The organism is Streptomyces graminofaciens, from assembly GCF_030294945.1.
Classification (GTDB): Bacteria; Actinomycetota; Actinomycetes; order Streptomycetales; family Streptomycetaceae; genus Streptomyces; species Streptomyces graminofaciens.
Genome location: NZ_AP018448.1, coordinates 7,054,827 through 7,079,563 on the forward strand (window position 1 = coordinate 7,054,827; position 24,737 = coordinate 7,079,563).

General features: G+C 70.4%; 24 protein-coding genes and 1 pseudogene. 15 read left to right on the plus strand and 10 right to left on the minus strand.

Annotated features, from left to right (window positions below):
- Window positions 1-101 precede the first annotated feature (101 nt).
- Together SGFS_RS30500 and SGFS_RS30505 are read right to left on the minus strand one after the other, a co-directional pair.
- Window positions 102-473, minus strand: a complete 372-nt coding sequence (locus tag SGFS_RS30500; RefSeq protein WP_286260145.1) for a GntR family transcriptional regulator — start codon at window positions 471-473, stop codon at window positions 102-104.
- Window positions 470-799 (minus strand): hypothetical protein, encoded by a 330-nt coding sequence (locus SGFS_RS30505; RefSeq protein ID WP_286255017.1) that lies wholly within the window; start codon window positions 797-799, stop codon window positions 470-472. Before SGFS_RS30505 ends, SGFS_RS30500 begins: the two co-directional genes overlap by 4 nt.
- A 59-nt stretch (window positions 800-858) precedes the next feature.
- Here SGFS_RS30505 and SGFS_RS30510 point away from each other — a divergent pair, with 59 nt between their 5' ends.
- A complete protein-coding gene (locus SGFS_RS30510) occupies window positions 859-1,332 on the plus strand; it encodes a carboxymuconolactone decarboxylase family protein (RefSeq protein WP_286255020.1) in 474 nt (157 codons plus the stop codon).
- Between the two features lie 94 nt (window positions 1,333-1,426).
- On the opposite strand, the gene SGFS_RS30515 is transcribed toward SGFS_RS30510, so the two are convergent.
- Both SGFS_RS30515 and SGFS_RS30520 read right to left on the minus strand, forming a co-directional pair.
- Window positions 1,427-1,840 (minus strand): VOC family protein, encoded by a 414-nt coding sequence (locus SGFS_RS30515; RefSeq protein WP_286255021.1) that lies wholly within the window; start codon window positions 1,838-1,840, stop codon window positions 1,427-1,429.
- A 373-nt stretch (window positions 1,841-2,213) separates the two neighbouring features.
- A complete protein-coding gene (locus SGFS_RS30520) occupies window positions 2,214-3,206 on the minus strand; it encodes a LacI family DNA-binding transcriptional regulator (protein ID WP_350284094.1) in 993 nt (330 codons plus the stop codon).
- 367 nt (window positions 3,207-3,573) lie between these two features.
- On the opposite strand from SGFS_RS30520, the gene SGFS_RS30525 reads away from it, so the two are divergent.
- On the plus strand, window positions 3,574-5,631 hold the full coding sequence (locus SGFS_RS30525) for an RICIN domain-containing protein (protein WP_286255028.1): 2,058 nt from the start codon (window positions 3,574-3,576) through the stop codon (window positions 5,629-5,631).
- 92 nt (window positions 5,632-5,723) lie between these two features.
- Here the strand turns inward: SGFS_RS30525 and SGFS_RS30530 are convergent, their stop codons facing one another.
- A complete protein-coding gene (locus SGFS_RS30530) occupies window positions 5,724-6,410 on the minus strand; it encodes a DUF2637 domain-containing protein (protein ID WP_286255030.1) in 687 nt (228 codons plus the stop codon).
- The gene (locus SGFS_RS30535; protein WP_286255032.1) at window positions 6,407-6,616 is read right to left on the minus strand and encodes a hypothetical protein; all 210 of its coding nucleotides are present in this window, start codon (window positions 6,614-6,616) and stop codon (window positions 6,407-6,409) included. Before SGFS_RS30535 ends, SGFS_RS30530 begins: the two co-directional genes overlap by 4 nt.
- A 119-nt stretch (window positions 6,617-6,735) precedes the next feature.
- Between SGFS_RS30535 and SGFS_RS51860 the strand changes: the two are divergent.
- From SGFS_RS51860 to dacB, 3 genes and pseudogenes are all read left to right on the plus strand, one after another.
- Window positions 6,736-7,065, plus strand: a pseudogene (locus SGFS_RS51860) (CocE/NonD family hydrolase C-terminal non-catalytic domain-containing protein); the annotation flags it as partial.
- A gap of 517 nt (window positions 7,066-7,582) precedes the next feature.
- The gene (locus SGFS_RS30540; RefSeq protein WP_286255034.1) at window positions 7,583-8,326 is read left to right on the plus strand and encodes a flavodoxin family protein; all 744 of its coding nucleotides are present in this window, start codon (window positions 7,583-7,585) and stop codon (window positions 8,324-8,326) included.
- Between the two features lie 173 nt (window positions 8,327-8,499).
- Entirely contained in the window at window positions 8,500-9,846 is a 1,347-nt protein-coding gene (gene dacB / locus SGFS_RS30545; protein WP_286255036.1) for a D-alanyl-D-alanine carboxypeptidase/D-alanyl-D-alanine endopeptidase, read from the plus strand.
- 78 nt (window positions 9,847-9,924) lie between these two features.
- On the opposite strand, the gene SGFS_RS30550 is transcribed toward dacB, so the two are convergent.
- The 3 genes from SGFS_RS30550 to SGFS_RS30560 all read right to left on the minus strand — a co-directional run bounded on the left by SGFS_RS30550 (window position 9,925) and on the right by SGFS_RS30560 (window position 13,173).
- A complete protein-coding gene (locus SGFS_RS30550) occupies window positions 9,925-11,151 on the minus strand; it encodes a serine hydrolase domain-containing protein (RefSeq protein ID WP_286255038.1) in 1,227 nt (408 codons plus the stop codon).
- A 106-nt stretch (window positions 11,152-11,257) separates the two neighbouring features.
- Complete coding sequence (locus SGFS_RS30555) at window positions 11,258-11,983, minus strand: response regulator (protein WP_286255040.1); 726 nt, start codon at window positions 11,981-11,983, stop codon at window positions 11,258-11,260.
- Window positions 11,980-13,173 carry a sensor histidine kinase gene (locus SGFS_RS30560; protein WP_434028092.1) on the minus strand — a complete coding sequence of 398 codons (1,194 nt, stop codon included), beginning with the start codon at window positions 13,171-13,173 and terminating at the stop codon, window positions 11,980-11,982. The genes SGFS_RS30555 and SGFS_RS30560 overlap by 4 nt, the downstream gene beginning before the upstream one ends.
- Window positions 13,174-13,340: 167 nt before the next feature.
- Between SGFS_RS30560 and SGFS_RS30565 the strand changes: the two genes are divergently transcribed.
- Window positions 13,341-13,943 carry a hypothetical protein gene (locus SGFS_RS30565; RefSeq protein ID WP_286255042.1) on the plus strand — a complete coding sequence of 201 codons (603 nt, stop codon included), beginning with the start codon at window positions 13,341-13,343 and terminating at the stop codon, window positions 13,941-13,943.
- Between the two features lie 370 nt (window positions 13,944-14,313).
- On the opposite strand, the gene SGFS_RS30570 is transcribed toward SGFS_RS30565, so the two are convergent.
- Complete coding sequence (locus SGFS_RS30570) at window positions 14,314-14,763, minus strand: DUF5707 domain-containing protein (RefSeq protein WP_286255044.1); 450 nt, start codon at window positions 14,761-14,763, stop codon at window positions 14,314-14,316.
- Between the two features lie 293 nt (window positions 14,764-15,056).
- On the opposite strand from SGFS_RS30570, the gene SGFS_RS30575 reads away from it, so the two are divergent.
- The 9 genes from SGFS_RS30575 to SGFS_RS30615 all read left to right on the plus strand — a co-directional run bounded on the left by SGFS_RS30575 (window position 15,057) and on the right by SGFS_RS30615 (window position 24,495).
- Window positions 15,057-17,525 (plus strand): sensor histidine kinase, encoded by a 2,469-nt coding sequence (locus SGFS_RS30575; RefSeq protein WP_286255046.1) that lies wholly within the window; start codon window positions 15,057-15,059, stop codon window positions 17,523-17,525.
- On the plus strand, window positions 17,522-18,205 hold the full coding sequence (locus SGFS_RS30580; protein WP_286255048.1) for a response regulator: 684 nt from the start codon (window positions 17,522-17,524) through the stop codon (window positions 18,203-18,205). The genes SGFS_RS30575 and SGFS_RS30580 overlap by 4 nt, the downstream gene beginning before the upstream one ends.
- A 116-nt stretch (window positions 18,206-18,321) precedes the next feature.
- On the plus strand, window positions 18,322-18,678 hold the full coding sequence (locus SGFS_RS30585; RefSeq protein WP_286255050.1) for an SCO4225 family membrane protein: 357 nt from the start codon (window positions 18,322-18,324) through the stop codon (window positions 18,676-18,678).
- Between the two features lie 323 nt (window positions 18,679-19,001).
- On the plus strand, window positions 19,002-19,901 hold the full coding sequence (locus SGFS_RS30590) for a LysR family transcriptional regulator (RefSeq protein ID WP_286255053.1): 900 nt from the start codon (window positions 19,002-19,004) through the stop codon (window positions 19,899-19,901).
- Window positions 19,902-20,585: 684 nt separating this feature from the next.
- Window positions 20,586-21,806 (plus strand): sensor histidine kinase, encoded by a 1,221-nt coding sequence (locus tag SGFS_RS30595; protein WP_286255055.1) that lies wholly within the window; start codon window positions 20,586-20,588, stop codon window positions 21,804-21,806.
- Window positions 21,803-22,201, plus strand: a complete 399-nt coding sequence (locus tag SGFS_RS30600) for a roadblock/LC7 domain-containing protein (protein WP_286255057.1) — start codon at window positions 21,803-21,805, stop codon at window positions 22,199-22,201. Before SGFS_RS30595 ends, SGFS_RS30600 begins: the two co-directional genes overlap by 4 nt.
- Complete coding sequence (locus tag SGFS_RS30605; protein WP_286255058.1) at window positions 22,198-22,575, plus strand: DUF742 domain-containing protein; 378 nt, start codon at window positions 22,198-22,200, stop codon at window positions 22,573-22,575. Before SGFS_RS30600 ends, SGFS_RS30605 begins: the two co-directional genes overlap by 4 nt.
- Window positions 22,550-23,143 carry a GTP-binding protein gene (locus SGFS_RS30610; RefSeq protein ID WP_286255060.1) on the plus strand — a complete coding sequence of 198 codons (594 nt, stop codon included), beginning with the start codon at window positions 22,550-22,552 and terminating at the stop codon, window positions 23,141-23,143. Before SGFS_RS30605 ends, SGFS_RS30610 begins: the two co-directional genes overlap by 26 nt.
- Window positions 23,144-23,151: 8 nt before the next feature.
- Window positions 23,152-24,495: a cytochrome P450 gene (locus tag SGFS_RS30615; protein ID WP_286255062.1), complete on the plus strand. Its 1,344-nt coding sequence runs from the start codon at window positions 23,152-23,154 to the stop codon at window positions 24,493-24,495.
- The last annotated feature ends 242 nt before the right edge of the window (window positions 24,496-24,737 follow it).

Genomic DNA, 24,737 nt, shown 5'->3' on the forward strand with positions numbered 1-24,737 from the left:
TGACTTCTGGGGTGTTCGAACGGTTGCGCGGTGTGGGTGAGTTGCGGGTGAGAGATCGGTGAAGGGGCCGCCCCCCTCGGTGGGCCACGCGCACGGCACGCCTACAGCGCTTCGCGCACCGCCGCCAGGATCGCCTCCGTGTCGGCGCCCAGCGCACGGGCCGATGACGTGAAGTCCCGGGCGAGTGTGGCCAGTGTGGACGGGTCCGGGCGCTTCGGCTCGGCCGGTGGCGCCGCCACCCGCGTGCCCGCGCCGCGTCTGGTGCGGATCAGCTCGGCGCTCTCCAGCTCGCGGTACGCGCGGGCCACGGTGCCCGGGGCCAGACCGAGGTCCGCGGCGAGCTGCCGTACGGTCGGCAGGCGTTCGCCCTCGGACAGCCGGCCGGTGAGGATCAGGGCGGCGAGCTGGGCGCGGATCTGCTCGTACGGCGGTACCGGGCCGGTCGTGTCGACGCGGACGACGGGGTCGGTCATCGCCTCGCCGCCGCCCGGGGCGCGACCACGGTGATCAGGCACCAGGCCAGGGTGATCAGGGCGAGCAGGCCCAGCGGGTAGGCCGCCAGAGCGGCGGCGGTGGTCGCCGTGGCGGCGCAGGTCATGCTCGTCAGCGTACCGGCGATCATCGCGACGACGCCGAGCAACTGGCTGCAGACCAGCAGGCCCCAGGCCGCCGTGATCGCCGACGAGCGGCGCGGGCGCCGCGCCTCGTCGCCGGGGCGCTGGGCGATACGGCGCAGGGCCGTCCATCGCCTCCCGTCCTGTCGGCCGATGAGACGCGCGCCACACCCCAGCCCTGTCACATTCCGCGGGCCCGTTCTGTCAGAGAGGTGTAACCGTCCACAACACACGGGAGCTCACCATGGACGCTCGACTGAACGCCTTCGGCAACCCCGTCGCGGCGAAGTTCCTGCGGCACATCAACTCGGCGGGCAAGGTCATCTCGGACTCGACGCTGCCCGCCGCGACGCAGGAGCTGGTGAAGATCCGCGCCAGCCAGCTCAATGGCTGCGGGTTCTGCCTCGACATGCACACCAAGGACGCCGCGAAGGCGGGGGAGACCGCGCAGCGCCTCCACATGGTCGCGGCCTGGCGGGAGGCCAAGGTGTTCACCGACGCCGAGCGCGCCGCGCTGGAACTGGCCGAGCAGGGCACCCGTATCGCCGACGGGGCCGGGGGCGTCACGGACGAGGCCTGGGCGAACGCCGCCAAGCACTACGACGAGGACCAGCTCATGGCGCTGGTGTCGATCATCGCCCTCATCAACGCCTACAACCGCCTCAACGTCATCGTCCAGCAGCCCGCGGGCGACTACCAGCCCGGCATGTTCGGCTGAGCCGGAGCCGGAGAGCGCCCCGGGACGACCGCCCGGCCTCGCGCGCCCCGGCCGCCGTCACCGGCGTCGGGGCGCTCCGGTCGGCGCGGCGGGCTCAGCCCTGCTGCCCCCTGATGTTCACCATCCACGCAATGCCGAACCGGTCCGTGCACATGCCGAACACGTCGCCCCACATCTGTCTCTCCAGGGGCACGGACACGGAGCCGTCGGCGGACAGCTTCTCCCAGTAGCCGCGCAGCTCGGACTCGTCGTCGCCGCTCACGCTCACGGAGATGTTGGTGCCGGGGGTGCTCGCCATACCGGGCGGGGAGTCGGCGCCCATCAGGGTGAAGCCGGCGGGGGTCTCCAGCATGCCGTGCATGATGTTGGCGGCCTCCGGGGCGTCGGAGTCGCCGTACTCGCCGTATGTGTTGAGCGCCAGCGTGCCGCCGAAGACTTCCTTGTAGAACTCCATCGCCTGCCGGGCGTCACCGGCGAAGCTGATGTACGGATTGAGTCGCGAGGCCACGGAAAACCTCCCTGAACGGGGCAAAGGGGCAGTTGCGCGGAGACTAGCCCGAGGTACTGACAACGGCACGTCGAGGCTGTCGGTCCGCGAGGGGGCCGACTGCCGCGCCGGCCCCGGCCCGGGTAAGCCCCGGCTCGCGTGAGCCCCGGCCGTGTCGACTCCGCCCCGGTGCCGGCCGCGTCGAACGGCGCAACGGCGGCTGTGTCGCTGCGTGGTTCGTCGCCCCCGCTGCCGACATGGGGTCTCTCCTCTGCCCTGGGAGCTGGACGGTGTCAGCGCCAGGACGACCCGGCCGCCAGGAACGTGACACACGGCCGCGGCCCCGCCTTTCAGGGGCGGGCGCGCGGACCTGCGCGAAGAACGCCCTCCGCGACTACGGAGCGACCGGCGGCGGAGCCGTACTCTCCCGCCGCACGAGCACCGTGGGCACGATCGTCGTCCCATGCCCCGCCCCACCCCGCCGCATCTCTCCCACGACCCCCTCGACACACAACCGCCCCACCTCGGCGAAGTCCTGCCGAATCGTGGTGAGCGGCGGCAGGAAGGACGCGGCCTCGGGGATGTCGTCGAATCCCACGACACTCACGTCCTCGGGCACCCGGAGCCCCCGCTCGTGCAACGCCCGCAGCAACCCCAGCGCCATCTGATCATTGGCGACGAACACCGCCGTACACCCCGCCTGCTCGGCGATCCGCAACCCGGCCCGATACCCGGACTCCGCCGACCAGTCACCCCGCACCGGCGCGGGCGGCACCCGCCCCGCCTCGACCAGCGTGGCACGCCACGCGTTCGCCCGCCGCTGCGCCGCGAACGAATCCTCGGGCCCGGCCAGATGCCACACCGTCTCGTGCCCGAGCGACAGCAGATGCCGTACGGCGTCCCGCGCGCCCCCCGCCTGATCGGTGTCGACGACGGTGTAGCGGTCACCGGCGTCCGAGTCGGCGACCACGACCTGCACCCCGGGCGGCAGTGAGACGGTCGCCGCGTCGAGCAGATGGACCTCCATGATGACGATCACGGCGTCCACGGCGAGTTCCCCGAGACGGGAGAAGGCCCCGTTCACCTCGTCCTGGGTGGGCACGGCGACGGGCAGGAGGGTGACGGCGTAGCCCTGCTGGGCGGCGGACGTGGCGATCGCCTCCAGCGTCCGGATGTTGCCCATCGTGGCGAGGGAGAAGGTGATCACGCCGAGGGTGCGGAACTCGCCCCGGCGCAGCGCCCGCGCGGCACTGTTGGGCCGGTAGTGCAGCTCCCGCATCGCGGCCAGGACCTGCCGCCGGGTCTCCTCGGTCACGCCGGGGAACCCGTTGGAGACGCGGGAGACGGTCTGCGAGGAGACACCGGCGAGCCGGGCGACGTCGGCCATGGAGGCGCCGCCCTGCCGGGGCCGCCCGCCGCGCCTCCTCGTACGGCCGTCGGCACCGCCGTGGGTACGACCGTCCGCACCTCTTTCGGCGCCTGTGTCGGCACCGCCGTCGGTACGGCCGTCGGCTGTGTCCACCTCGTCCACCGTTTGTCCCCTGGGGTCGCATGACTGACAAGTGCCGGTCCGGAACGACTCCTTGACCGCCGAGATTCGGACAGTGTAGACATCGCGCCTGGGAATGTTTACGTAAACATCACCTGACACGAACCATACGAGAGCGCAACAAATCGCAACGAACCGCACCACGCGGGCCCCGATCTCTGTGTCTCGCCGGGACGCGGCACACAGGAGAGTTGGAGTACTCGAGATGGCACACCCCACCCGCACGAGACGGCTCCTCGGGGCCATCGGCGTGACCGCCCTCGCGACCGGAACCGTCATGGCCGCCACGTCCATGCCGATCGCGTTCGCCGACGCGACCACCGCCACCGCCTCGGTCACCGTACGGCCCGACCCCTCCTACAAGGGTCAGAGCTTCGAGGGCTGGGGCACCAGCCTGGTCTGGTTCGCCAACGCGACCGGCGACTACCCGAAGCCGATACGTGAGAAGCTCGCCAAGCTCCTCTTCGGTGACAAGGGCCTCAACCTCAACATCGCCCGCTACAACATCGGCGGCGGCAACGCCCCCGACGTCAAGGACTACCTGCGGCCCGGCGGCGCGGTCGAGGGCTGGTGGAAGGCCCCGGCGGGCACCACCCGCGAGGACGTCGACTGGTGGAGCGCCGACGACCCCAAGGACTGGAACAAGAAGGCCGACGCCACCCAGCGCTGGTGGGTGGACCGCATCAAGAACGACATCGACCACTGGGAGACGTTCAGCAACTCCCCGCCGTGGTTCATGACGGAGAGCGGCTACGTCTCCGGCGGCTTCGACTCCTCGAAGGACCAGCTCAAGGCCGACTCGGTCGACGACTTCGCCGCGTACCTGGTGGGCGCCACCGAGCGGCTGGAGAAGGCGCAGGGCATCAAGGTCGATACCGTCGACCCGTTCAACGAGCCGAACACCAACTACTGGGGCACCAAGCTCGGCGCGGACGGCCAGCCGACCGGCGGCCGCCAGGAGGGCGCCCACATCGGCCCCGAGCTCCAGCAGAAGGTGATCAAGGCACTCGGCCCGGCCCTCGCCAAGTCCAGGACGAACGCGGAGATCTCCGCGATGGACGAGACCAACCCGGGCACCTTCGCCACGAACTGGAACTCCTACCCCCAGGACGTGCGCGACTACGTCGGCCAGATGAACGTCCACACATACGGCACCAGCCAGCGCACCACCGTGCGCGACCTGGCCAAGGGCGCCGGCAAGCCGCTGTGGATGAGCGAGGTCGAGGGCGACTGGGGCGACGGCCAGAGCTTCACGGACATGCGTCCCGGCCTGGGCCTCGCCCAGCGCATGGTCGACGACCTGCGCGAACTGGAGCCCAAGGCCTGGGTGTTCTGGCAGCCGGTCGAGGACTACGACAACATGAAGCCCGGCGGCGAGTCCGCGAAGGGCGGCAACTGGGGCTCGATCCAGCTCCCGTTCAGCTGCACCTCCAAGGACACCCTCAAGTCGTGCCCGATCTACACGAACACCAAGTTCGACACGGCTCGTAACTTCACGCACTACATCAAGCCCGGCGACCGTCTGATCAAGACCGACGACGAGTCCAGCACGGCCGCGGTCTCCCGCAAGGGCGAGAAGGCGACGGTCGTCCACGTCAACAGCACGACCGAGGCCCGCAACGTCACCCTGGACCTGTCGAGGTTCGGCAAGGTCTCGTCCCACGCCACGGTGACCCCGGTGGTGACGGACGCCAAGGGCAAGCTGCTGAAGAAGAAGGCGGTCCGCGTCAAGGGCGCCAAGGCCACGATCACCGTCCCCGCCCAGTCGGTCACCTCCTTCCTGGTGGCGGGCGTCTCCGGTGTGGCGAAGGGCAAGGCGGAGGTGCAGGACGCCCACACGTACAGCCTGACCGGCTTCCAGAGCGGCAAGAACCTGGCCATCGCGGCGGACGGCAAGAGCCTGGTCATCAAGACGACCGACGCCTCCGCCACTGCCCAGCAGTGGACCGTGGACCGCATCGGCAAGGGCGCCACGGGCAACCGCACGCGGTACGCCTTCATCAACACGGCGTCCGACAAGCGCCTGGCGCTCCGCAACGGCGCGCTGGTGGCCGAGCCCGACGAGGGCACCCGCGACAAGGCCACCCAGTGGATCCTGTCCACGACGGGTGACGGCACATGGACCCTGGTCAACGCGGCCACCGGCCAACTCCCGGACGTCTACGGCCAGTCGACGAACGACGGCGCGGGTGTGGGCGTGTGGTGGCCCAACTCGGGCTACAACCAGCGCTGGAAGCTGACGGATGTGACGGCTGCCAAGTAGTACGCCGGATCGGTCGTCCTTCACACGGAAGCCCCAGGTCGGAGACCTGGGGCTTTCCCATTGGGCCGGAGGACGCGCGTCCTTCGGCCTCGCTACGGCCTTGCCTGCTTGGGTCCGTTCACGGTGTCAGCCGCGTGCCGAGGGCCGTACCGGGAGGAGAACTGGCCGATGAGTTCACGGAAACAAACCAGTGCGGTGATCGGCGGAAATCCGGCGACGACCATCGCGAGCAGAGAACTCGGTGACTGACCGATACACAGAGCTGCCGCCGTGCCGGAGGAGATGAGCATCACCGCCCAGGAGCGCCGAGCGGTTCGGTTCTGAACTGATGCCCGCACGATGGATAAACCCGCGACAAGCCATGGCCCGTACACCGTGAACGGCCACCATCGCGCCATCTTCTCCGACACCACGATGAGCGCGATGGTGTGCAGTTGGTTGTACGAATAGGAGATCGACCAGTACAGCATCGCCACTGCGCACATGGTGATTGTCGCGATCAAGAATGCGACAGTGACGATCCTCGATTTTCCGGCGAAGACGTGGACCCCCGAGCGTGGCCGCCGTCGACTGGCCGGGCGGCGCGGGCGCCTGTGGCTGTCCGGTGGGGGAGGGACGAGCCCCACGCCCTGCGGCGTATACAGGATCTGAGCCAGCTCTTCGTCCAGATCCCAGTCCTCCGGGAGGGCCCTTTGATCGGGGATGTAACAGAGGTGCTGTGTATCGAGCGGCTGAGTCCCATCGGGGTCCTGGCCCACCGCGTCGTAGTCAGCTCTCATTCTGCATCCTGTGTGCTTGTGGTTTTATTTCTGCCCGACGCGGCCCGCCGGTACTCACCTTCCATCCGGTTGATGGTCTCCAGGAAATCCTCAAGCAGGTCGGAGTAGTACTCGATGCTCATTCTCCTGTCGGCCAACTCGAGCCATACGGCGCTGCCTTGCGTGGCGGTCTGATCACCTGAGGGGAAGGTCCGTGTCACGATCACTCAACGAGTATCAGGTGGCGCGAGGTATCAGGCATTCGGGGGAAGGCCAGTCGGTAGTTGTTATCTTAAGCGCCGGATCACAATGCGTAGTTGGTTAAATTCTGAAAAGGTATTACCCGATGCGCGCCGCCCCGGCCCTCGCGGGTCGGCTCACCGACATCACCTGCGAGACGGAGGCCGAGCGGGCGCCCCACGACAGGCTGGGGCAGCCGCCGGCAGGCCTGGGCTACGTCGGACCGCTCGGGCAGCTACGTGCGTCGCACCGCGCGCTTGACCCGGACAAGTCCACTCCGTCGGAGCCGTACCTCACGCACGCGGCCGAGGAACCGCTCACGCCGGGAGTGCCGGTGGCGGTGGAGATCGCGCTGTGGCCGACGTCGATGGTCGTGCGTCCGGGCGAACGGCTCGTGGTCGAGGTCGCCGGGAAAGTCCCGCCGGGCCCGCCCTTCGGGCGGACGACGGGACTTTCGCACATGGCTCCGAACGAGTGGACTCACCGCACCGCGTGCCCGACGGGATCCTCCCCCCAGCGTCCGGATGGTGATCTGGCCCTTCGCACCGTGACCTGGAAGGGGAGCCCCAGCCATGCGACGTACCCGCCCCCGTCGTCTCCTCTCCGTGGCGATGCTCGTGGCGTCGGTGCTGGCCCCGATCGAGGTGACTCCCACCATCGCCGTTCACGCCAGGGGGGGGCGTTCACGCCACGGACGTCGACCGGTGCGGAGAGTCCGGCCACGGCATTTCCGGGTACGGCAGTTCCGGCCACGGCAGTTCCCGCTACGGCAAGTCCGGCAAAGACGATGTCGCGTACGAGGGCCAGGAGCCGTCCTCCCTCGTCGCCCGCGAGATCACCGAGATCGTGACCCCGGACAACGTCTACGACCGCCCGATCTCTCCGCGCCAGGGCCTGCCGTCGCGCGACAGACGGGAATTTGACGACAGGCCCCAGGGGCCAGGGAGATTCTCATGGCAACGTCGCCTTCCCCCTCCGACACGACCGACGACCCGTACCGGTTCGACGACCTCACCGCCCTCTACATCAACTGCACCCTCAAGCCCTCCCCCCAGCTCAGCCACACCCAGGGCCTGATCGACAAGAGCCGGGCCGTCATGGACGGGCGCGGGGTGGCCACGGACGTGATCCGGGCCGTCGACCACGACATCGCCACCGGCGTCTACCCGGACATGACCGAGCACGGGTTCGCCACCGACGTCTGGCCGGTGCTCTACGAGAAGGTGATGGCCGCCGACATCCTCGTGCTGGCCGGGCCCATCTGGCTCGGCGACAACAGTTCCGTCACCAAGAAGGTGGTCGAGCGGCTGTACGGCTGTTCCGCAGTGCTCAACTCCCGGGGGCAGTACGCCTATTACGGGCGCGTCGGCGGGTGTCTGATCACCGGGAACGAGGACGGGGTCAAGCACTGCGCGATGAACGTCCTCTACAGCCTTCAGCATCTCGGCTATACGGTCCCGCCCCAGGCGGACGCCGGGTGGATCGGGCCCGCCGGGCCGGGACCCTCCTACCTGGATCCCGGATCGGGCGGGCCGGAGAACGACTTCACCAACCGCAACACGACCTTCATGACCTGGAATCTGATGCATCTCGCCGCGCTGCTCAAGCGCGCAGGCGGAGTTCCGGCTCATGGCAACCAGCGCTCGGAATGGGACGCCGGGTGCCGCCTCGACGCGCCCAACCCCGACTACCGCTGACCGCCACCGGCCCGGACGCGGCCAACCGTTCGGTAAACCGGACTTGCGTCAAGCCTTCACAAAGTACCGGGCGGTATCACGGGGCCCTGCTGTTACTTTGACTTTCAATATCAACCCACAACTCCCGTGGAAACCCAGGTCTCCTGGGCCCCATCGCGCACCGAGGCTCCCCCATGCCCCCCAAGCCCAGCACCCCCACCGCCGCCCGCGCGGGCGGTCGGCACCGTAAGACCAAGGCACAGAACCCGGCGCTCCGGCGCATGGCCGTGCTCGCGGTGACGGCGCCTGTCGCCGGGACGATTCTGTCCGGTACGTCCGCCTTCGCCGCCGACAAGGACGTCTCCAAGACGGCGAGTGTCGCCGAACTCGACGCGGCCGAGCAGAAGATCGCGGACAACCTGAACACACGCGTCCAGGACACGCGGCTCGGCACCAACCTCAGCGGTGTCGTCATCGACTCCGCGTCGGACAAGCTCGTCTGGGGCCACAACGCGACGACCGCGCTGATGCCCGCCTCCAACACCAAGCTCGCCACCGCCACCGCCGCGCTGACGGTGCTCGGCCCCAACCACCGGCTCACCACGAAGGTCGTCTACGGCGACGGCACGCTGACCCTCGTCGGCGCCGGTGACCGCACGCTGACCACCGACGACCTCGACGCGCTCGCCAAGGACGCCGTCGCGGGGCTGAAGGCCGCGGGCCTCACCTCGGTGAAGGTCAGGATCGACGACAGCCTCTTCCCCGAGCCGACGCTCGCCAACGGCTGGAACACCGGCTACTACCCGGACTCCGTCGCCCCGGTCCGCGCGCTGGTCGTGGACTCGCACAACGTCGACGACACCTCCCTCGACGCCGGCGGTGTCTTCGCCAAGCTCCTCGCCGAGCGGGGCGTCGCCGTTGACGGCGGTGTCACGCGCGGTGTGGTCGGCAAGGGAGACGTTCCCGTCGCCCAGCACACCTCCGACAAGCTGTCGACCGTCGTCAAGCAGATGCTCAAGGTCAGCGACAACGACATCGCCGAGTCCCTGCTCCGGCTGACCGCCCTCGGTGCCGGCCAGCAGCCCACCTTCGAGAACGGCACCGCGGTCGTACGCCAGGTCCTCACCCGGTACGGGGTCTCGCTGGACAACTTCGAGATCCACGACGGCAGCGGGCTGTCCCGCGCCAACCGCATCCCGGCGCAGACCATCGCCGACATCCTCGACGTGACCGCCGACCCGCGGTACAGCCAGACGCTGAAGTACATCGTGGACGGGCTGCCGGTCTCGGGCGAGGCGGGCGCGACCCTGGGTCCCGAGTGGGGCCGGTTCGACACCGCCGACTCGTCGTGCGCCGTCGGGCAGGTCAAGGCCAAGACCGGCACGCTCACCGGCGCCATCGCGCTGAGCGGGTTCACCAAGGCCCAGGACGGCCGCTGGAAGGTCTTCTCCTTCATCGAGAACGGCTCCACCGCGAACGCGGCCGACATCAAGGACGCCCTGGACGGCCTCGCCGCCACGGTCAACGGCTGCTGGGCGTAGCAGTACGAGAAACAACGACGTCACGGACGCCTGTCGGGGCGGGTTGAGCGGAGCCCGCCCCGGCACGGCCTCTCGTCACTACGGCCTGCCGTAGGCCGCCACCATCACGTTCAGCGTCACCCGGTTCATGTCCTGGCCCTTGGCGTCCGTGGAGTTGACGCTGTAGACGAGGGTGCGGGAGCCGTCGCGGGTGGAGGCGATGGCCGCGTTGTAGCCCCAGCGGCCGCCCGTCTTGCCCCAGACCTCGCGCCCGCCCAGCTTCTTCATGGACAGCCCGACGGAGTACGCGGCCGGGGCGCCGCTCCTGAAGTCCGTCACGTCCGGCAGCGTGAACATCTCCTCCAGAAGAGGGCCGCGTACGACCCGCCCCCGGAACAGGGCCTTCGTGAAGCGCTCCAGGTCCGCCGTGGTCGAGACGAGGTCACCGGCCGCCCAGCCGTCCGTCGTCCCCCACACCGAAACATCACGCAGACCGGTCGTGCCGTCGTCATCCAGCCTCATCGTCTGGTAGCCGTGGTTGTGCGGGCCGACGATCCGCGGGTTCGTGCCGGGCAGATACGTGTCGCGCAGCCCGAGCGGCTTCACCACACGCCGGTCGACCTGGTGTTCGTACGAGTCTCCCGTCACACGCTCGATCAGCAGACCCGCGATCGTGTAGCCGATGTTGAGGTAGTGCTGCCGCTCGCCCGGCGCGAATTCGCGGTCCTTCGACGTCGCCGAGCGGACCATGTCCTCGGGGTCGTGGACCTGGAAGCGGTTCTCGTACCACTCCTCGACCGTCGTGCCGGGGAAGTCCGGGGCCGGGATGCCGTGCGTGTGGTTGAGCAACTGCCGGACGGTGACGCCCTCGTACGACGCCGGGATCAGCTCCGGCAGATACGAACGGGCGCTCGCGTCGAGGTCCACTCTTCCCTCGGCGGCCAGTTGCAGGACGACCGCCGCCGTGAAGACCTTGGTCACGGAACCGGCGCGGAAGCGGGCGTCCGGGTCGGCCGCGCGGCCACTCTCCAGGTCGTGCACGCCCGAACTGCCCCGCCAGGTGCCGTCGGTGCCGCCGACCCGTACGAGCGCGGCCGTCGCGTCCGCCGCCGGGAGGTCCGCGACGGCGGCCTCCAGGGCGGCGGCGGTGGCGGAGGCCACTTCGGTGGATGCGGCCTTGGACACGGCCTTGGGCACGGCATTGGACGGGGCCGTGGACGGGGCGGTGGATGCGGCGGCCGGCAGTACCGCCAGTACCGCCGTCGGGCCCGTCGCGACGCCCAGGACGAGGACTGCGGCCAGCAGCGTGCGGGTCGTGCTCTTCATGGTCAACTCCGGGGATGTGAGCCGCTGTTGTCGATGGCTCCATCCTTCTGAGCTGCGGCTTCTCGCGGATCGCCCGCGCAGGCGGTCTTCCGGAGGCGGCTGACGGTCAGTTCCTCGCCGACGCGGGGGAGGACCCGCGCCCCGACGGTCCCCCGGGCGGGGGATCCCCGGCCCCTTCCCCGGCTGTGATCAGGCCCGTCTCGTATGCGCAGATCACGGCCTGGATGCGGTCGCGCAGGCCCAGCTTGGCGAGCACGTTGCCGACGTGCGTCTTGACCGTGTGATCGCTGACGACCAGTTCCACGGCGATCTCGGCGTTCGACAGGCCCCGCGCGAGCAGCAGCAGGGTCTCGCGTTCCCGGGCGGTCAGCGTGTCGAGGCGGGGGTCGCTCGGGCGGGGCCGGGCGGCGGCGGGCCGGGTGTACTGCTCCACCAGCCGCCGGGCCACGGACGGCGCGAGCAGCGAGTCGCCGCGCGCCACCACCCGTACGCCGTGCACCAGATCGTCCCGGCGTACGTCCTTGAGCAGGAAGCCGCTCGCGCCCGCGTGCAGCGCCTCGTACACGTACTCGTCGGAGTCGAAGGTCGTCAGCATCACCGCCCGGCAGGCGCTCTCCGCGCTGATCGCGCGGCATGCCTCGATGCCGTCCATGCGGGGCATCCGGATGTCGAGCAGGGCCACGTCGGGAGCGTGCCGCCGTACCGCCTCGACGGCCGCCGCCCCGTCGCCCGCCTCCGCGACGACCTCGATGTCCGGCTGGACGTCGAGGATCATCGCGAAGCCGCTGCGCACCAGCTCCTGGTCGTCGGCCACGACCACCCGGATCGTCATCGCGTCACCTCCGCGGTGGACGGTACGGGCGGCGGGTCGGCCAGGGGGATACGGACCCGTACGGCGAAGCCATGGCCGTCCGGGCCCGGGCCGGTGACCGCCGTACCGCCGTGCGCCGCCGCCCGCTCGCGGACGCCGACGAGTCCGTGGCCGTGCCCGTGCCCGGGGGCGGGGACGGGCTGCGGACCGCGCCCGTCGTCCACCACTTCGACGCTCAAGTGGCGCCCTTCATAGGCGAGTCGGACGGAAACAGTACGGGCGTCCGCGTGCTTGACGGTGTTCGTCAGGGCCTCCTGGACGATCCGGAAGACGGTCGCCCCGGTCGGGTCCGGCAGCGGTCGTACGGTCCCCGCCGTCCCGTACACGACGTCGAGTCCGCCGCCGGCCGCCCGCACCCGGTCGAGGAGGCCGGGCAGTTCGGAGAGCCCGGGCTGCGGCCGACGGGGGTCGCCGTCCAGCTCGTCCTCGCGCAGCACCCCCAGCATCCGGCGGAGCTGGGCCATGGCGTCCCGGCCCGTCTCGGAGATCGCCTCGAAGGCGGCCTCCGCCCGTTCCGGGGCCACGCGTACCGCGACCGGGCCCGCCTCCGCCTGGACCATCATCAGGCTCACCGCGTGGGAGAGGATGTCGTGCATCTCCCGGGCGATCCGGGCCCGTTCGCGCGCGGCGGCCCGCTCGGCCTCGACGAGGTTCGCGCGCCGGCGGGCGTCGGTCAGCCGCCCGAAGACGTAGGCGGCCGCGAACACGAAGAGGGAGAAGGTCAGTTCGCGTGCCGTCCGGGAGTTGAGCCACACCGCGGTCGGCACGCTGACCAGCAGCAGAAGCACGGCGGCAAGCCGCTTGGCCGGTGGCGACAGCGCGGCGATCGTGTAGATGATCACGAGCCCGGTGTACGGCAGCGGCTGGCCCGGCCCGTCCACGGCCAGCCTGTACAGGGCGCTGGTCGCCGTGATCGCGAGCAGTACGGCGAGCGGGGCGCGCCGCCGCCAGACCAGCGGGACCACGGTGAGCGTGGTCAGCCCGTACGCGGGCCAGGTCGCCGGCTCAAGCTCGGGCGGACGCGGCACGACGAAGGGCATCGTCATCGCGGCCTGGACGAGGAGCGCGATGCCGAGGTCGAGCAGTCGCGGGTGAGCGGTACCCAGCGCCTGGGCTCGCACCCACCAGCCCCGTAGCCGTACGTCTCCCACCCGACTCCCTCTTGGTCCACGCGCGTTGACGGCATCGCGATCTCACCGAGTCACACGGTAACGGTCGGTCGGGCTCACCCACCGTTTGTGAGACATGTTGACTCACAACTCATCTTCGATACATACTGTCTCACAGATGAGGTGCAACACGACGAAGGAGATACGCCATGTCCGTGCACGAGAACGCCATAGCTCTGCGCTTCGCCGACCGCGCCGCCGCCTACCAGGCGCTCAGCGAGCTCAGGCACCTCGACTCAGCGACGACCGAGGTCCGCGGGGCCGTACTGATCGAGCGCCTCGACGACGGGTCCGTCCGGGTCCCCGAGGGAGTGGGGATCGATGTGGGAAAGGGGACGGCCGTCGGCGGGCTGGTCGGTTCGCTGGTCGGCGTACTCGGCGGGCCCCTCGGGGTGCTGCTGGGCTGGGGCATCGGGGCGGTGATCGGCGGTGGCCGTGATCAGCGGCGGGCCGCGGAGGCCGCCGGCACCGTCGGCCTCTTCGCCCAGCACGTCGCGCCGAACGGCACGGCGATCCTCGTGGAGGCCAGGGAGGCCGACACCCAGGCCCTGGACCTGCTGGCCATGCGCTACGACGCCGTGCTGGAGCGGCGCCCGGCCGACTCCGTACGGGCGGAGCTGAAGGCGATGGAGGAGGCTGTCGAGCGGATCCGGAAGGACGAGTCGAAGCAGCGGCGCGACCACAAGCGGGCCGAGACCGAGCAGAAGGTGAAGGACGGCGTCGCCGCGCTGAAGCAGAAGGTCGCCGCGTGACCTGACCGACGTGCCGTCGGCCGCGTCGGTCGTGTCCGCCGCGTCGGTCGCGTCGACCGTGCTGGCCGTGTCGGTCGCGTCGACCGTGCTGGCCGTGTTGGCCGTGCTGGCCGCGTCGGTCGTGCCGGTCGTGCCGGTCGTGCCGGTCGTGCCGGTCGTGCCGGTCGTCATGGACGCGGGGCCAATGCCCCCCTGGCCCCGCATGATGGGGGCGGGCCTACCCCGGGCTCGCCCCCATCGCTCTGCCCGGCGCGGCCACCGGGGGAGTGCGGCCGCGCCGGGAGTGTTGCGGCCGCGACGGGGGCGCGCGGCCGTAGGTCTGGGGCGCGCGGCCGCAGGTCGCGGGTCAGCTCGTGGCGTCGAAGGCGGGTCAGGCCGGGATGGCGAACGTGGCGGCGCGGGGTGCGAACGTCGTGCCGCCGTCCTTGGAGGTCGCCAGGGCGGAGACGTACCAGGTGCCCTTGTCCGTCTCCGCCAGGTCCTTCTTCGTGACCTTGAAGGAGTAGGTGCAGCGGTACGTCTCGTCCGAGACGGCCGCGCACTTGGCGCTGTCCACGTGCCGCAGCTCCGCCTCGGTCGGGTCGAGCTTCGAACTCGCGGGCCAGGCGATGACCTTGAGGCCCTTGATGCCCGAGTCGTCGGTCACATCCGTGGTGAAGGTGAACGAGCCCGTGCGGTCGTCGGTCGGCGCGACATAGCGGGCCGAGGTGTTCTCCAGGACCGGCTCCGTGGGGCCGTAGGCCCAGGCGATGCCGCCGGCGGCCACACCGCCGAGAGCGGCGACACCGAGGAGAGACGAGATGAGAATGCGCTTGGACATGGGATATCCCCCTGGATTTGATGGGTTGGAGAACCGTTCGAGAACGGCAGCCGTTTTTTCGGCCTTGCCGTCTTGCCGTCTTTCCGTGGCCTCTCGATGTGATCGAGCCTATTTCCGGGGGCCTGTCACAGTCCTCGCGCTGCGGGACGATTGCCGCATTGAACCGGAGGTGGAGAAGGCCCCTGGTAGGGCACCTCCGCTGGGTACAGCCGCGTCTATAACCCAGGTAGGAGAGGGAGGTCCGCCTCCAGCCGGAGTACGGCCTTCACCTGCGGCCATAGCCTGGTTCCGCCATGAAATCCATGCTGAACCGCCCCGACGACCGACTGCTTCCCGTCCTGCTGATCTGTGTCCAGGCCGTCGTGTGGCCCGGGGCCGCGCTCGTGCGCGGGGCCGTGCCGTCCGCGTCCGCCCTGCTCGTGGCGGTCCTCGTCGCCGGGCCGGTGACGGCCGCGCTCGCCCTGCGCCGCGCCCGCCCGGTGGTGACCCTCGTCCTGGTCGCCGCCGCGTGCGCGGTGGGCGCCGGGCCGCTGCCGACCGGGGCGATGGCCGTACTCGGTACCGCGGGCGTCGCGCTGGCCCTGTTCACCGTGGCGACCGAACGCGACACGTTCACCGCCGTGTTGTGCGTGGTGGCGCTCGCCGTCTGGCAGTCGTTCCAGGGCCTCACCCTGCACGGCCTCAGCGACCGCGACGGCCTCGACCTCGTCCTCACCGCCCTGCTGTACGCCATCGCGTGCGGCGCGGGCCTCCTCGTACGGCGGACCCGGCGTGCGCGGCGCGCCGCCGAGGAACTGCTGAAGCGGGCCGAGATCGAGCGGCATCGGCTTCCGGCGGTCGAACGGCGGCGTATGGAGAGGGAGTTGCACGACGTCAGCGCCCATCATCTGACGGCCGTGGTCGTGACCGCGGGAGCGGCGCTCGGGCTGCGTGAACGCCGTCCCGAACTCGCCGACGAGGCGCTTCGGTTCGCGGTCGAGACCGGCCTCGAGGTCACCCGGGCGCTCGGCGCGGTACGTGCCCCGGCGCCCTCCCGCGAGGACCTGCCGTCGCCGGAGGAGCGGCTGCTGGACCTGGTCGCCGGGTTCCGCCGCCTCGACCAGCACGTGGACTGCGAGCTCGACCCCCTGCCGGACGGCACCGTCGCGGACGCGGCGTACGGCATCGTGCGCGAGGCCCTGACGAACGTGGCCCGGTACGCGCCGGGCGCGCGGACGAAGGTGCTGGTCCGGTACGGCGACACCCGCACGGACGTCGTGGTCACGAGCGCGGCGCCCCCGGCCGGTGCGGTGGCCCACGGCGCGGGTCTGGGCGGCGGACGCGGCCAGGGCTTCCTGCGGTCCCGGGCCCGGGAGACGGGCGGCACCCTGCACACCGGCCCCACGGCGGACGGCGGTTGGGAGGTGCGCGCGGCCCTGCCCGGCCGCACCGCCGCCCCACCGGAGCGGTCCGTCCCGCGCGGCTACCGGCTCGCCCAGGTGGTCGCCGCCGTCGGCCTCGTCGTACAGCCGCTGCTCCCGACGCTGGTCGTACGGGCGGAGGAGACGCCGTCGGGCGCATGGCATGTCTCCGCGGGCGTCCTCTTCGCGCTCCTCGCCGGGGCCCAGGCGGTCGCCCTGCTGTGGCTGCGCCGGGCGCCCCGCGCGGCGCAGGCCGCCCTGCTCGCGCTGGCGCCGCTGTGGCCGGTGGCGATGGCCGTGGGCGACTACACGGGGCCGGTCCTCCTGCCGCCGGTGTTGGGCATGCTCGCCACGGGTGTGGTGCTGGCGGCGGACGTGGCTCGGCGGCCGGGGCAGGGGCAGGGGCGGGAGACGGGACATGGGCAGGAGACGGGACAGGGGCAGGAGACGGGGACGGGCACGGGGACGGGGGCGAGTCCGAGTCGTACGGCTGCGGGCGCCCGTACGGCTGTGGATGCGCCCGCCCCCCTCAGTGTCGCCGCCCTGCTCACCGTCGCTGCCCCCCTGACCGTCGCCGCCGTCCTGGTCCACGCCGCCGTCATGACCGTCGCCGTCCTGGACCGGGGGACGACGGTGCCCGCCTGGGCGGTCGCCGTCGGCGCGGTACTCGGCTCCTCCCTGGTGATCGGCGCGGCCCGCTGGACCGGTGTGCTGCGGGGGCGGCGCGAGCGGGCCGACCGGGGGACGCGGGACGAGCGGCTCGCCGGCTGGACCGAGGAGGCCGTGCGGGACGCGTGGGCCGAGCGACGGCGGATCGCGGCGGGGCTGGAGACGACCGTGCTGTCCCGCACCGCCGACATGGTCGCGGAGGCGGAGGCGGGCCGCCTCGACGCGACCGCCGACCGTGCCCGCGAGGCCCTGGCCGCGATGCGCGCCCTCCTCGACACCGTCCGCGAGGGCGACACCCGCCCCGAACTCCGGCCGCAGCCCACCCTCCAGGCCCTCGACCTGCTCGCCCACCAGTGCCGGGCCACCGGCCGCGACGTACGGATACGGCTCACCGACCGCGTACCGGAACGCCTGCCCACCGCCGTCGACCTGGCCGCCTACCACGCCGCCGAGACGGTCCTCGCGGCCGGTGGCGAGGAACCCGCGGTGCTCGAACTCGACGCGGACGGCTATACGTTGACGCTCACGGCCACCGGCGTGCCCCACGCGGCCCGCCCCGCCGTACGGGAACGGCTGGCGGCCCGCGTCGCGCCGCTCGGCGGCACGCTGACCACCGACCGGCCCGGCACGGTCCACCTCCGGCTGCCGCTCACGGCGGCGCCGGAACAAGGTATGGAAGAGGGGGAGCGATGAGCCTCAAGGTGCTGGTCGTCGACGACCAGGGCATCGTGCGGGCGGGGTTCGCCGCAGTGATCGACGCCGAGGAGGACATGACGGTCGTCGGCGAGGCCGCCGACGGCGCGGTCGCGGTGCGGCTCGCCGAGGAGCTGGCGCCCGACGTGGTCGTCATGGACGTACGGATGCCCGTGCTGGACGGTATCGCCGCCACCCGCATCATCACGGGCGGGGAGAACGCGCCCCGCGTGCTCGTCCTGACCACCTTCGACCTCGACGCGTACGTCTTCGACGCGCTGCGCGCGGGTGCCTCCGGCTTCCTCCTCAAGGACGTGCACCCCGCCGAACTGCTCCAGGGCATCCGGGTGGTGGCCTCCGGGGAGAGCGTGCTCGCCCCCTCCGCGACCCGCCGGCTCATCGGCCACTACGCGTCCGGTACGACCCCCGGGCCCCGGGACGACGGCGGCTCGCACGCCCTGGACAGCCTGACCGGCAGCCAGCGGAACGTCCTGGCGCTGGTCGCCACCGGCCTCACCAACGCGGAGATCGCCGAGGAACTCGGCATCACCGTCGGCACGGTCAAGTCCCATGTGAACGCGCTGCTCCGCAAACTCGGCCTGCGCGACCGCGTCCAGGCCACGATCCTCGCCTACGACCTGGGCCTCGCCCACCCGAACCCACCCGGAGCCCATCTCTGACGGCCCCGCGTCAGAGCCACGACCAGGACCACGATTACGACCACGACACACGACCACGATCACGACACACGACCACGACCACGATCACGATCACGACCACTGAGGAGTCCAGCCCCGTGACTGGTACCGGCGGCGAACCCGGCCGAAGTCTTCCGCGCCTCGCGAGCCTTGCGCGCCGACTGCGCCACGCGCTCACCGATGTCGTCGCCCTCGTCTATCTCGCGGTTTGCGCCGCCCTGCTCGTCTGGGCGCTGGTGGTGACCGCCTGGGACGATTCGGGGGAGTCCATGGCCGGTGTGATACCGCTCCTCGCCACAGCTCCGTCCAGCTTCGTGCTGTTCGTACTGCCGGAGGGAGGCGCGATGTTGATCGTCTCGTTCGCCCTCGGCGCCCTGGCCAACGCCACGCTCATCGGCCTCTGTTCCCGTGCCCTGCGCAGGGGCGGCCGGGGCGACAGTGCGGGTGTGGGATAGCTCACGGGGAATTCTGCGACCTTGGACCGCACGGTACATCTGGGTTGGGCAGGATGGGGGTGTTTTATCCGTATCAGGGAGGTCAATTCCCTCGGGCGCTGTTGATCGTATTCGGGTGGGCCCTTCTCCAGCCGTTGACTGCGGCCGCCGCCGAAGCGGGCAGGCCGACCGGCCGGCTTGCCGACTCCCCCGAGTGCCCACAAGCCGACCGGCCGGCCGCGCAACAGACGATCGCAGCGGGGCCGTTGGGCGATCAAGGTCGAAGTGATGCACAATCCATCAGCCAGGCTCATCGATGTGGGCGAACACGGGAGAACACCCGGATGGATCTGACAGAGATAGAAGTGTTCCTGGCGCTGTCCGAGGAACTGCACTTCGGACGCACCGCGGAGCGGATGAGACTCTCCCAGTCCCGCGTCAGCCAGTTGATCAGATCACTGGAACGACGCATCGGCGCACCGCTGTTCATCCGCACCAGCCGCCGCGTCGAACTGACCCCGCTGGGCGAGCACACCAGACGCACCTTCGGCGCCGCCCACGAAAGCCTCCGGAAGAGCTTCGACGAGGCCTGCGCCATCGCCCAGGGCATGGACGGCCCCCTGCGCGTCGGTTTCCTCGGCTGCCTCAACGGTCCGCCGCTGACCGGCACGGTCGTCTCCTTCGGCCGCCGCCACCCGGCCTGCCGCATCACGGTCGTCGAGGTGCCCTGGCGCGACCCCTACGGTCCCTTGCGCACCGGCGAGACCGACGTCCTGCTCACACTGCTGCCGATCGACGAACCGGATCTGAAGGTGGGCGGCGTCCTGGTGTCCCACGGCCGGGTGCTGGCCCTGCGCCCGGACCATCCGCTGGCGCGGCGCGAGACGGTCGACATCGAGGATCTGGCGGACTGCGTCCTGCTCGACGGCCCCGACGAACTGCCCGACGTCCTCCGCCACGGCTTCTGCCCGCCGTTCACCCCGTACGGCAGACCCCTGCGCCGGGGGAAGGGCGGCCAGACGTACCAGGAGTCGCTCCACCAGGTGGCCACCGGCGAGATGGTGTGGACGACCCACGAAGGGCTCTTCCACTCCTACCGGCACCCCGGCGTCGTGCACCGGCCGCTCACCGGACTGCCCAGGGCCAACGCCGCCCTCGCCTGGCGCGCGGAGACCGAGAACCCCAAGATCCGCGCGTTCACCTCACTGGCGGAACGCCTGGCCGTCGGCCACACACCCCCCTAGGGCCTGTCGTCAAATTCCCGCCTGCCGCGCGACGCCATGCACGCTCCCCCACTGCCTCAAGGGCGTGGGAGGTGCCCCCACTCACCGCACCGGGCGCAGACCCGCGTACAACCAGTACGAGGGTCTGCGCCCGGCACGCCGAGAGCACGCACCTGACGCCGCGCGGCCCGCCCTCCGGGCGGACGACGGGAATTTGACGACAGGCCCTAGGAGTGCCAGGAGGCCTGACGCACGCCACCGGCCATCTGCCCTGTCGTATACGACCGTTGGAACGCGACAGCCGGAAAGGGCGTCACCGCTACCGGAGTTGGGGAAACCCGGTGCCGGAGCCGCGCTCGCACCGTGTTTGACCACTGCCGTCCGTATTTGTGGGCACGGTCGCCGCCCCGTCTTGTCGCGATCCTGTCGCGGGTAACACCACGCCCGTTCATCTCCGCGCAATACGACACGACGGCAAGTCTCGATTGGGTCCAACATTCGCAAGGATTCGGCATCTTGACGTCTAGTCACGCGCACGCGCGGTGATACGATCACCGCACTTGCTGAACGGACGGATAGGTGCAAAACCGGCACCTTCATCGCCAAGGGGGCAGCCTGGGCGGCGACCCTGGCGCGGGCGACCTCCGGTCTGCGCGAATTGACGGGAATTCAGTAGCTGGCTTTCAGCCGCCTGAAGAGGGTCTCATGACGCAATACATACAAAATCCGGTGCTTTGGGCTCTCCTTGCCGTGACCCTTCTCGCCGTAGCCCTGATCGTTCGCCAGCGAGGGGCGGCGCGGAAGTTACGGCAGGAGATCACAGGGCTCAGAAATCACTACGGTGAGTTGGAGAGCCATTACGCGGAGTCCGTTCGACAGGCCCAGCAGGAAGCCGAGTCGGAGACGCGCACGGCCCTGAAGTCCGCCATGCGGACCCTGCAGGGTCTCGCCGCCGAACAGCAGCGCATCATCTCCGGGCTGCAGCGCAAGTACGGCGACGCCGTCATGCTCCAGGACCTCCTGGAGATCGACCACATGAACGCGCAGTTCGGTCGGCGCGCCCAGTCCATCGCCGTGCTCTGCGAGGGCTGGCTCGGCCGGCACCGCGACGTGGCCTCGGTCTACGACGTGGTCCGCAGCGCCCAGGGCAGGATCCGCCACTTCCAGCGAGTGCAGATCCTGTCCAAGGTGGACTTCGGCGTCACCAGCCGCGCCGTCGAACCGGTGGCGCTGGCGCTCGCCGAGCTGCTCGACAACGCGGCCAGCTACTCCAGCCCGGACACCGTGGTGGAGATCAACGTCCGTACCGTCCCCAAGGGCGTCTGCATCGTCGTGGACGACGCCGGTGTCGGTATGAACGAGGAGGAGAAGGCCAGGGCCGAGAAGCTGCTGTCGAGCGAGCGGGCCTCCGGTGTCTCCGGGCTCGGCAACCCGCCGCAGTTCGGCTTCGCGGTGATCGGTGTGCTCTGCGAGCGGTTCGGCTTCACGGTGTCCGTGGACTCCACCTCGCCCTACGGCGGCGTACGCGCCGTGGTCCTCCTGCCCGACGAGCTGCTCACCGACATGCCGGCGCCGAAGGAGCCGACGCAGCCGGTGGCCTCGCCGGAGCCGCAGTACACGGCGCACACGGCGCACACGGCACCGGCCGTCGACGCGGTCGCCGCGGCGTTCGAGACCGGCCCCGAGCCCTCACCGCCGCTGCCCACGACCGACGACGGTCTGCCCCGGCGTCGGCGGAAGCGGCCGATGGCACTCGTCTCCAACAGCGAGTCGTCCTCGTCCGCGCCGAGGCGTCGCAGTGAGGACACGGCAGCGATCATGGCCGCGTTCAAGCAGGGCACGGACGCGGGCCGGGCCACGCATCCGGACACGGAGCGGCCGGGCGGAACCCGTGGCGCAAGCAGCGAAGGGCACGAGGTCTCATGAACAACGATCTTTCATGGATGCTTGACAGCGCCTTGGAGATCCCCGGAGCTCTGCACGCGGTTCTGGTTTCCGCCGACGGCTTGCAGCGGGCCCGCTCCAGGGACGTGAGCAAGGACGACGCGGACAAGGCCGCCGCCGCGATGAGCGGCATGCAGTCGCTCAGCCGTTCGCTGTCGTTCTTCGTCGACCGGACCGATCTGCGCTGGCAGCAGACCCTGGTCGAGTTCGACGGCGGCTGGATCTTCCTGATCTCCGCCGGTGCAGGCGCCTATCTCGCCGTGTCGGCCTCCTCCGACGTCGACATGGCGGACATCACCTTCCGGATGCAGCAGCTTGTCGGCCAGTTGGGCAAGGTACTGACTGCTCCGCCTCGCGAGAGCGTGGTACGGCCATGAGCGATTCCGACAAGCAGGAGCACGAGGCCGCCGAATTAGTACGGCCGTACGTCATCACCGGCGGCCGCGGCCTGCCCGGCGAGAACCAGTTCTCGCTGATCACGCTGGTCACGGCCGCGGCCGACGAGCAGCAGCGGCCTGCCCGCCTCTCGCCGGAGGAGCAGGAGCTGCTGCGGATCTGCGTCGGCGGCTACCTCTCCGTCGCCGAGATCTCCGGGCACATGCATCTGCCGGTGGGCGTGGTGAAGATCCTGCTGGCCGCCCTCTCCGAGGGGGGTTACCTCATCACCCGCGCCCCCGTGCCCCGTGCGCCCGTCGCCAACCTGCAGATTCTCGAGGAGGTGCTGGATGGTCTCCGGGCCAAATTTGGATGAACGGGCCTACGTCCGCGGCGGCGAGACCCAGACCGCCGTGAAGATCCTCGTCGTCGGGCACTTCGCGGTGGGCAAGACCACCTTCATCGGGTCGATCTCCGAGATCTCGCCGCTCACCACCGAGGAGACGATGACCCGGGCGGGGGAGGCGATCGACGACCTCAAGGGCGTCCAGAGCAAGACCACCACCACGGTCGCCATGGACTTCGGCCGGCTGACCGTCAGCGAGCGGGTCGTGCTGTATCTCTTCGGCACGCCCGGCCAACAGCGGTTCGTGCAGATGTGGGAGGACATGGCCCGCGGCGCCCTCGGGGCGCTGGTCCTGGTCGATCCCGAGCGGCTGGCGGACTCCTTCGCCGTGATCGACCTGATCGAGCAGTACGGACTCGACTACGCGATCGCGGTCAACCACTTCGACGGTTCGTCGATACGCGACGCGAGGGCGCTGCGCGAGGCACTCGACCTGCTCGACGACACCCCCATCGTCACCTGTGACGCACGTGACGAACGCTCGTCGGCCGACGCGCTGATCACGCTCGTCCGCTACTTGATGGACCGCGCCCGCTAGGAGCAGACATGACCCCCGAACCCACCGTTCCCGTACCACCACCCGGCTGCCCGGCGCACGACAGCGGACTGCGGGTGCCGCTGTACACGGCGGAGTACGCGGCCGACCCCCAGGCGTACTACGCGCACCTGCGGCACTACGGGCCGGCCGCGCCGGTCGAGATCGCGCCCGGCGTCGAGGCGACCCTCGTCACCGACCACGCGACCGCGCTGCAACTGCTGCAGGACTCCAGCAACTTCCGCAAGGACGCCCGCCGCTGGCGTGACGTCGCCGAGGGCAAGATCGGCCCGGACAGCCCGGTCGTGCCGATGCTGGGCTACCGGCCCAACGCCATGTTCACCGACGGCGCCGAGCACGCCCGGCTGCGTCAGGCGATCACCGACACCCTCGCCCGTGTGGACTCCCGCCAGCTGACCGAGATGGCCAAGCGGGCCTCCGAGTACCTCATCTCCCAGGTCGCCGCCCGCGGTTCGATCGACCTGATGAACGACTACGTCAAGCAGCTGCCGCTGCTCGTGTTCAACGAGCTCTTCGGCTGCCCGGCGGACATCGGCGACCGGGTCGTCTTCGGCATCTCCGGCGTCTTCGAGGGCGTCAACGCCGAGAAGGCCAACGCGGTCCTCGGCCAGGCAGTGTTCGAGCTGGTGGCGCTCAAGCGGGCCAAGCCGGCCGACGACGTCACCTCCTGGCTGATGCGGCACGAGGCGCGGCTGACCGACGAGGAACTCGTCCACCAGCTGATCCTGCTCCTCGGCGCGGGCGCCGAACCGCTGCGCAACCTCATCGGCAACACCCTGCACCGGCTGCTCACGCACGACCGGTACGCCGACGGCGGCCTGATCGACGAGGCCATCGACGACACGCTGTGGGAGAACCCGCCCATGGCCAACTACGCACCGCACTACCCGGCGTCCGACATGGAGTTCGGGGGCATGAAGCTCAGGGCGGGCGACCTGGTCATGGTCAGCATGACGGCCGCCAACACCGACCCGGCGCTCGCGGCGGCCCGTAAGGCCGGCGGCCGGCGTGCCCACCTGTCCTGGAGCGCGGGCCCGCACGCCTGCCCGTCCAAGGACATCGCCCGGCTCGTCACCATGGTGGCCATCGAGAGCCTGCTCAACCGGCTGCACGACATCGAACTCGCCGTGCCCGAGGACAGCCTGACCTGGCGGCCCGGCCCCTTCCACCGCGCCCTCGCCGGACTGCCCTGCCGCTTCACCCCGCAGGTCGTCCAGCGGCCGAACCCGCCGCGCGCGACGGAGACCTCGCCGCGCGTCGAGCACGCCGGGGCGGGCCGGAGGCAGGAGCGCGGGGGAGTCTGGAGCTCCTTCCTGACCTGGTTGAAGGGCTGACCCGGCGCGGCTCAAGGGGTGATGTACACAACAGAAGTGACATCCCGTCACAGCATGAACTTTCAACAGAAGGGGTAGTAACGCGGCGGCATTCGTGGTGACCAACGAACAAAGGGAGGTGTCGTGGACCACATATCCACCGACGCCGCTTCTGAACGAATACCCGCAAACGCCCTTGGGGGCGTGACCGCCCGCCCCTTACCGCACGACGAGATACCCGCCCAGGTCGGCGGGTATCTTTC

Bases quoted from the DNA above. Each gene is read 5' to 3' on its own strand.
- SGFS_RS30500 (WP_286260145.1), bottom strand. From the start codon at position 473: ATGACCGACCCCGTCGTCCGCGTCGACACGACCGGCCCGGTACCGCCG.
- SGFS_RS30510 (WP_286255020.1), top strand. From the start codon at position 859: ATGGACGCTCGACTGAACGCCTTCGGCAACCCCGTCGCGGCGAAGTTC.
- SGFS_RS30520 (WP_350284094.1), bottom strand. From the start codon at position 3,206: ATGGCCGACGTCGCCCGGCTCGCCGGTGTCTCCTCGCAGACCGTCTCC.
- SGFS_RS30525 (WP_286255028.1), top strand. From the start codon at position 3,574: ATGGCACACCCCACCCGCACGAGACGGCTCCTCGGGGCCATCGGCGTG.
- SGFS_RS30530 (WP_286255030.1), bottom strand. From the start codon at position 6,410: ATGAGAGCTGACTACGACGCGGTGGGCCAGGACCCCGATGGGACTCAG.
- SGFS_RS30540 (WP_286255034.1), top strand. From the start codon at position 7,583: ATGGCAACGTCGCCTTCCCCCTCCGACACGACCGACGACCCGTACCGG.
- dacB (WP_286255036.1), top strand. From the start codon at position 8,500: ATGCCCCCCAAGCCCAGCACCCCCACCGCCGCCCGCGCGGGCGGTCGG.
- SGFS_RS30550 (WP_286255038.1), bottom strand. From the start codon at position 11,151: ATGAAGAGCACGACCCGCACGCTGCTGGCCGCAGTCCTCGTCCTGGGC.
- SGFS_RS30555 (WP_286255040.1), bottom strand. From the start codon at position 11,983: ATGACGATCCGGGTGGTCGTGGCCGACGACCAGGAGCTGGTGCGCAGC.
- SGFS_RS30565 (WP_286255042.1), top strand. From the start codon at position 13,341: ATGTCCGTGCACGAGAACGCCATAGCTCTGCGCTTCGCCGACCGCGCC.
- SGFS_RS30570 (WP_286255044.1), bottom strand. From the start codon at position 14,763: ATGTCCAAGCGCATTCTCATCTCGTCTCTCCTCGGTGTCGCCGCTCTC.
- SGFS_RS30575 (WP_286255046.1), top strand. From the start codon at position 15,057: ATGAAATCCATGCTGAACCGCCCCGACGACCGACTGCTTCCCGTCCTG.
- SGFS_RS30580 (WP_286255048.1), top strand. From the start codon at position 17,522: ATGAGCCTCAAGGTGCTGGTCGTCGACGACCAGGGCATCGTGCGGGCG.
- SGFS_RS30590 (WP_286255053.1), top strand. From the start codon at position 19,002: ATGGATCTGACAGAGATAGAAGTGTTCCTGGCGCTGTCCGAGGAACTG.
- SGFS_RS30595 (WP_286255055.1), top strand. From the start codon at position 20,586: ATGACGCAATACATACAAAATCCGGTGCTTTGGGCTCTCCTTGCCGTG.
- SGFS_RS30600 (WP_286255057.1), top strand. From the start codon at position 21,803: ATGAACAACGATCTTTCATGGATGCTTGACAGCGCCTTGGAGATCCCC.
- SGFS_RS30605 (WP_286255058.1), top strand. From the start codon at position 22,198: ATGAGCGATTCCGACAAGCAGGAGCACGAGGCCGCCGAATTAGTACGG.
- SGFS_RS30610 (WP_286255060.1), top strand. From the start codon at position 22,550: ATGGTCTCCGGGCCAAATTTGGATGAACGGGCCTACGTCCGCGGCGGC.
- SGFS_RS30615 (WP_286255062.1), top strand. From the start codon at position 23,152: ATGACCCCCGAACCCACCGTTCCCGTACCACCACCCGGCTGCCCGGCG.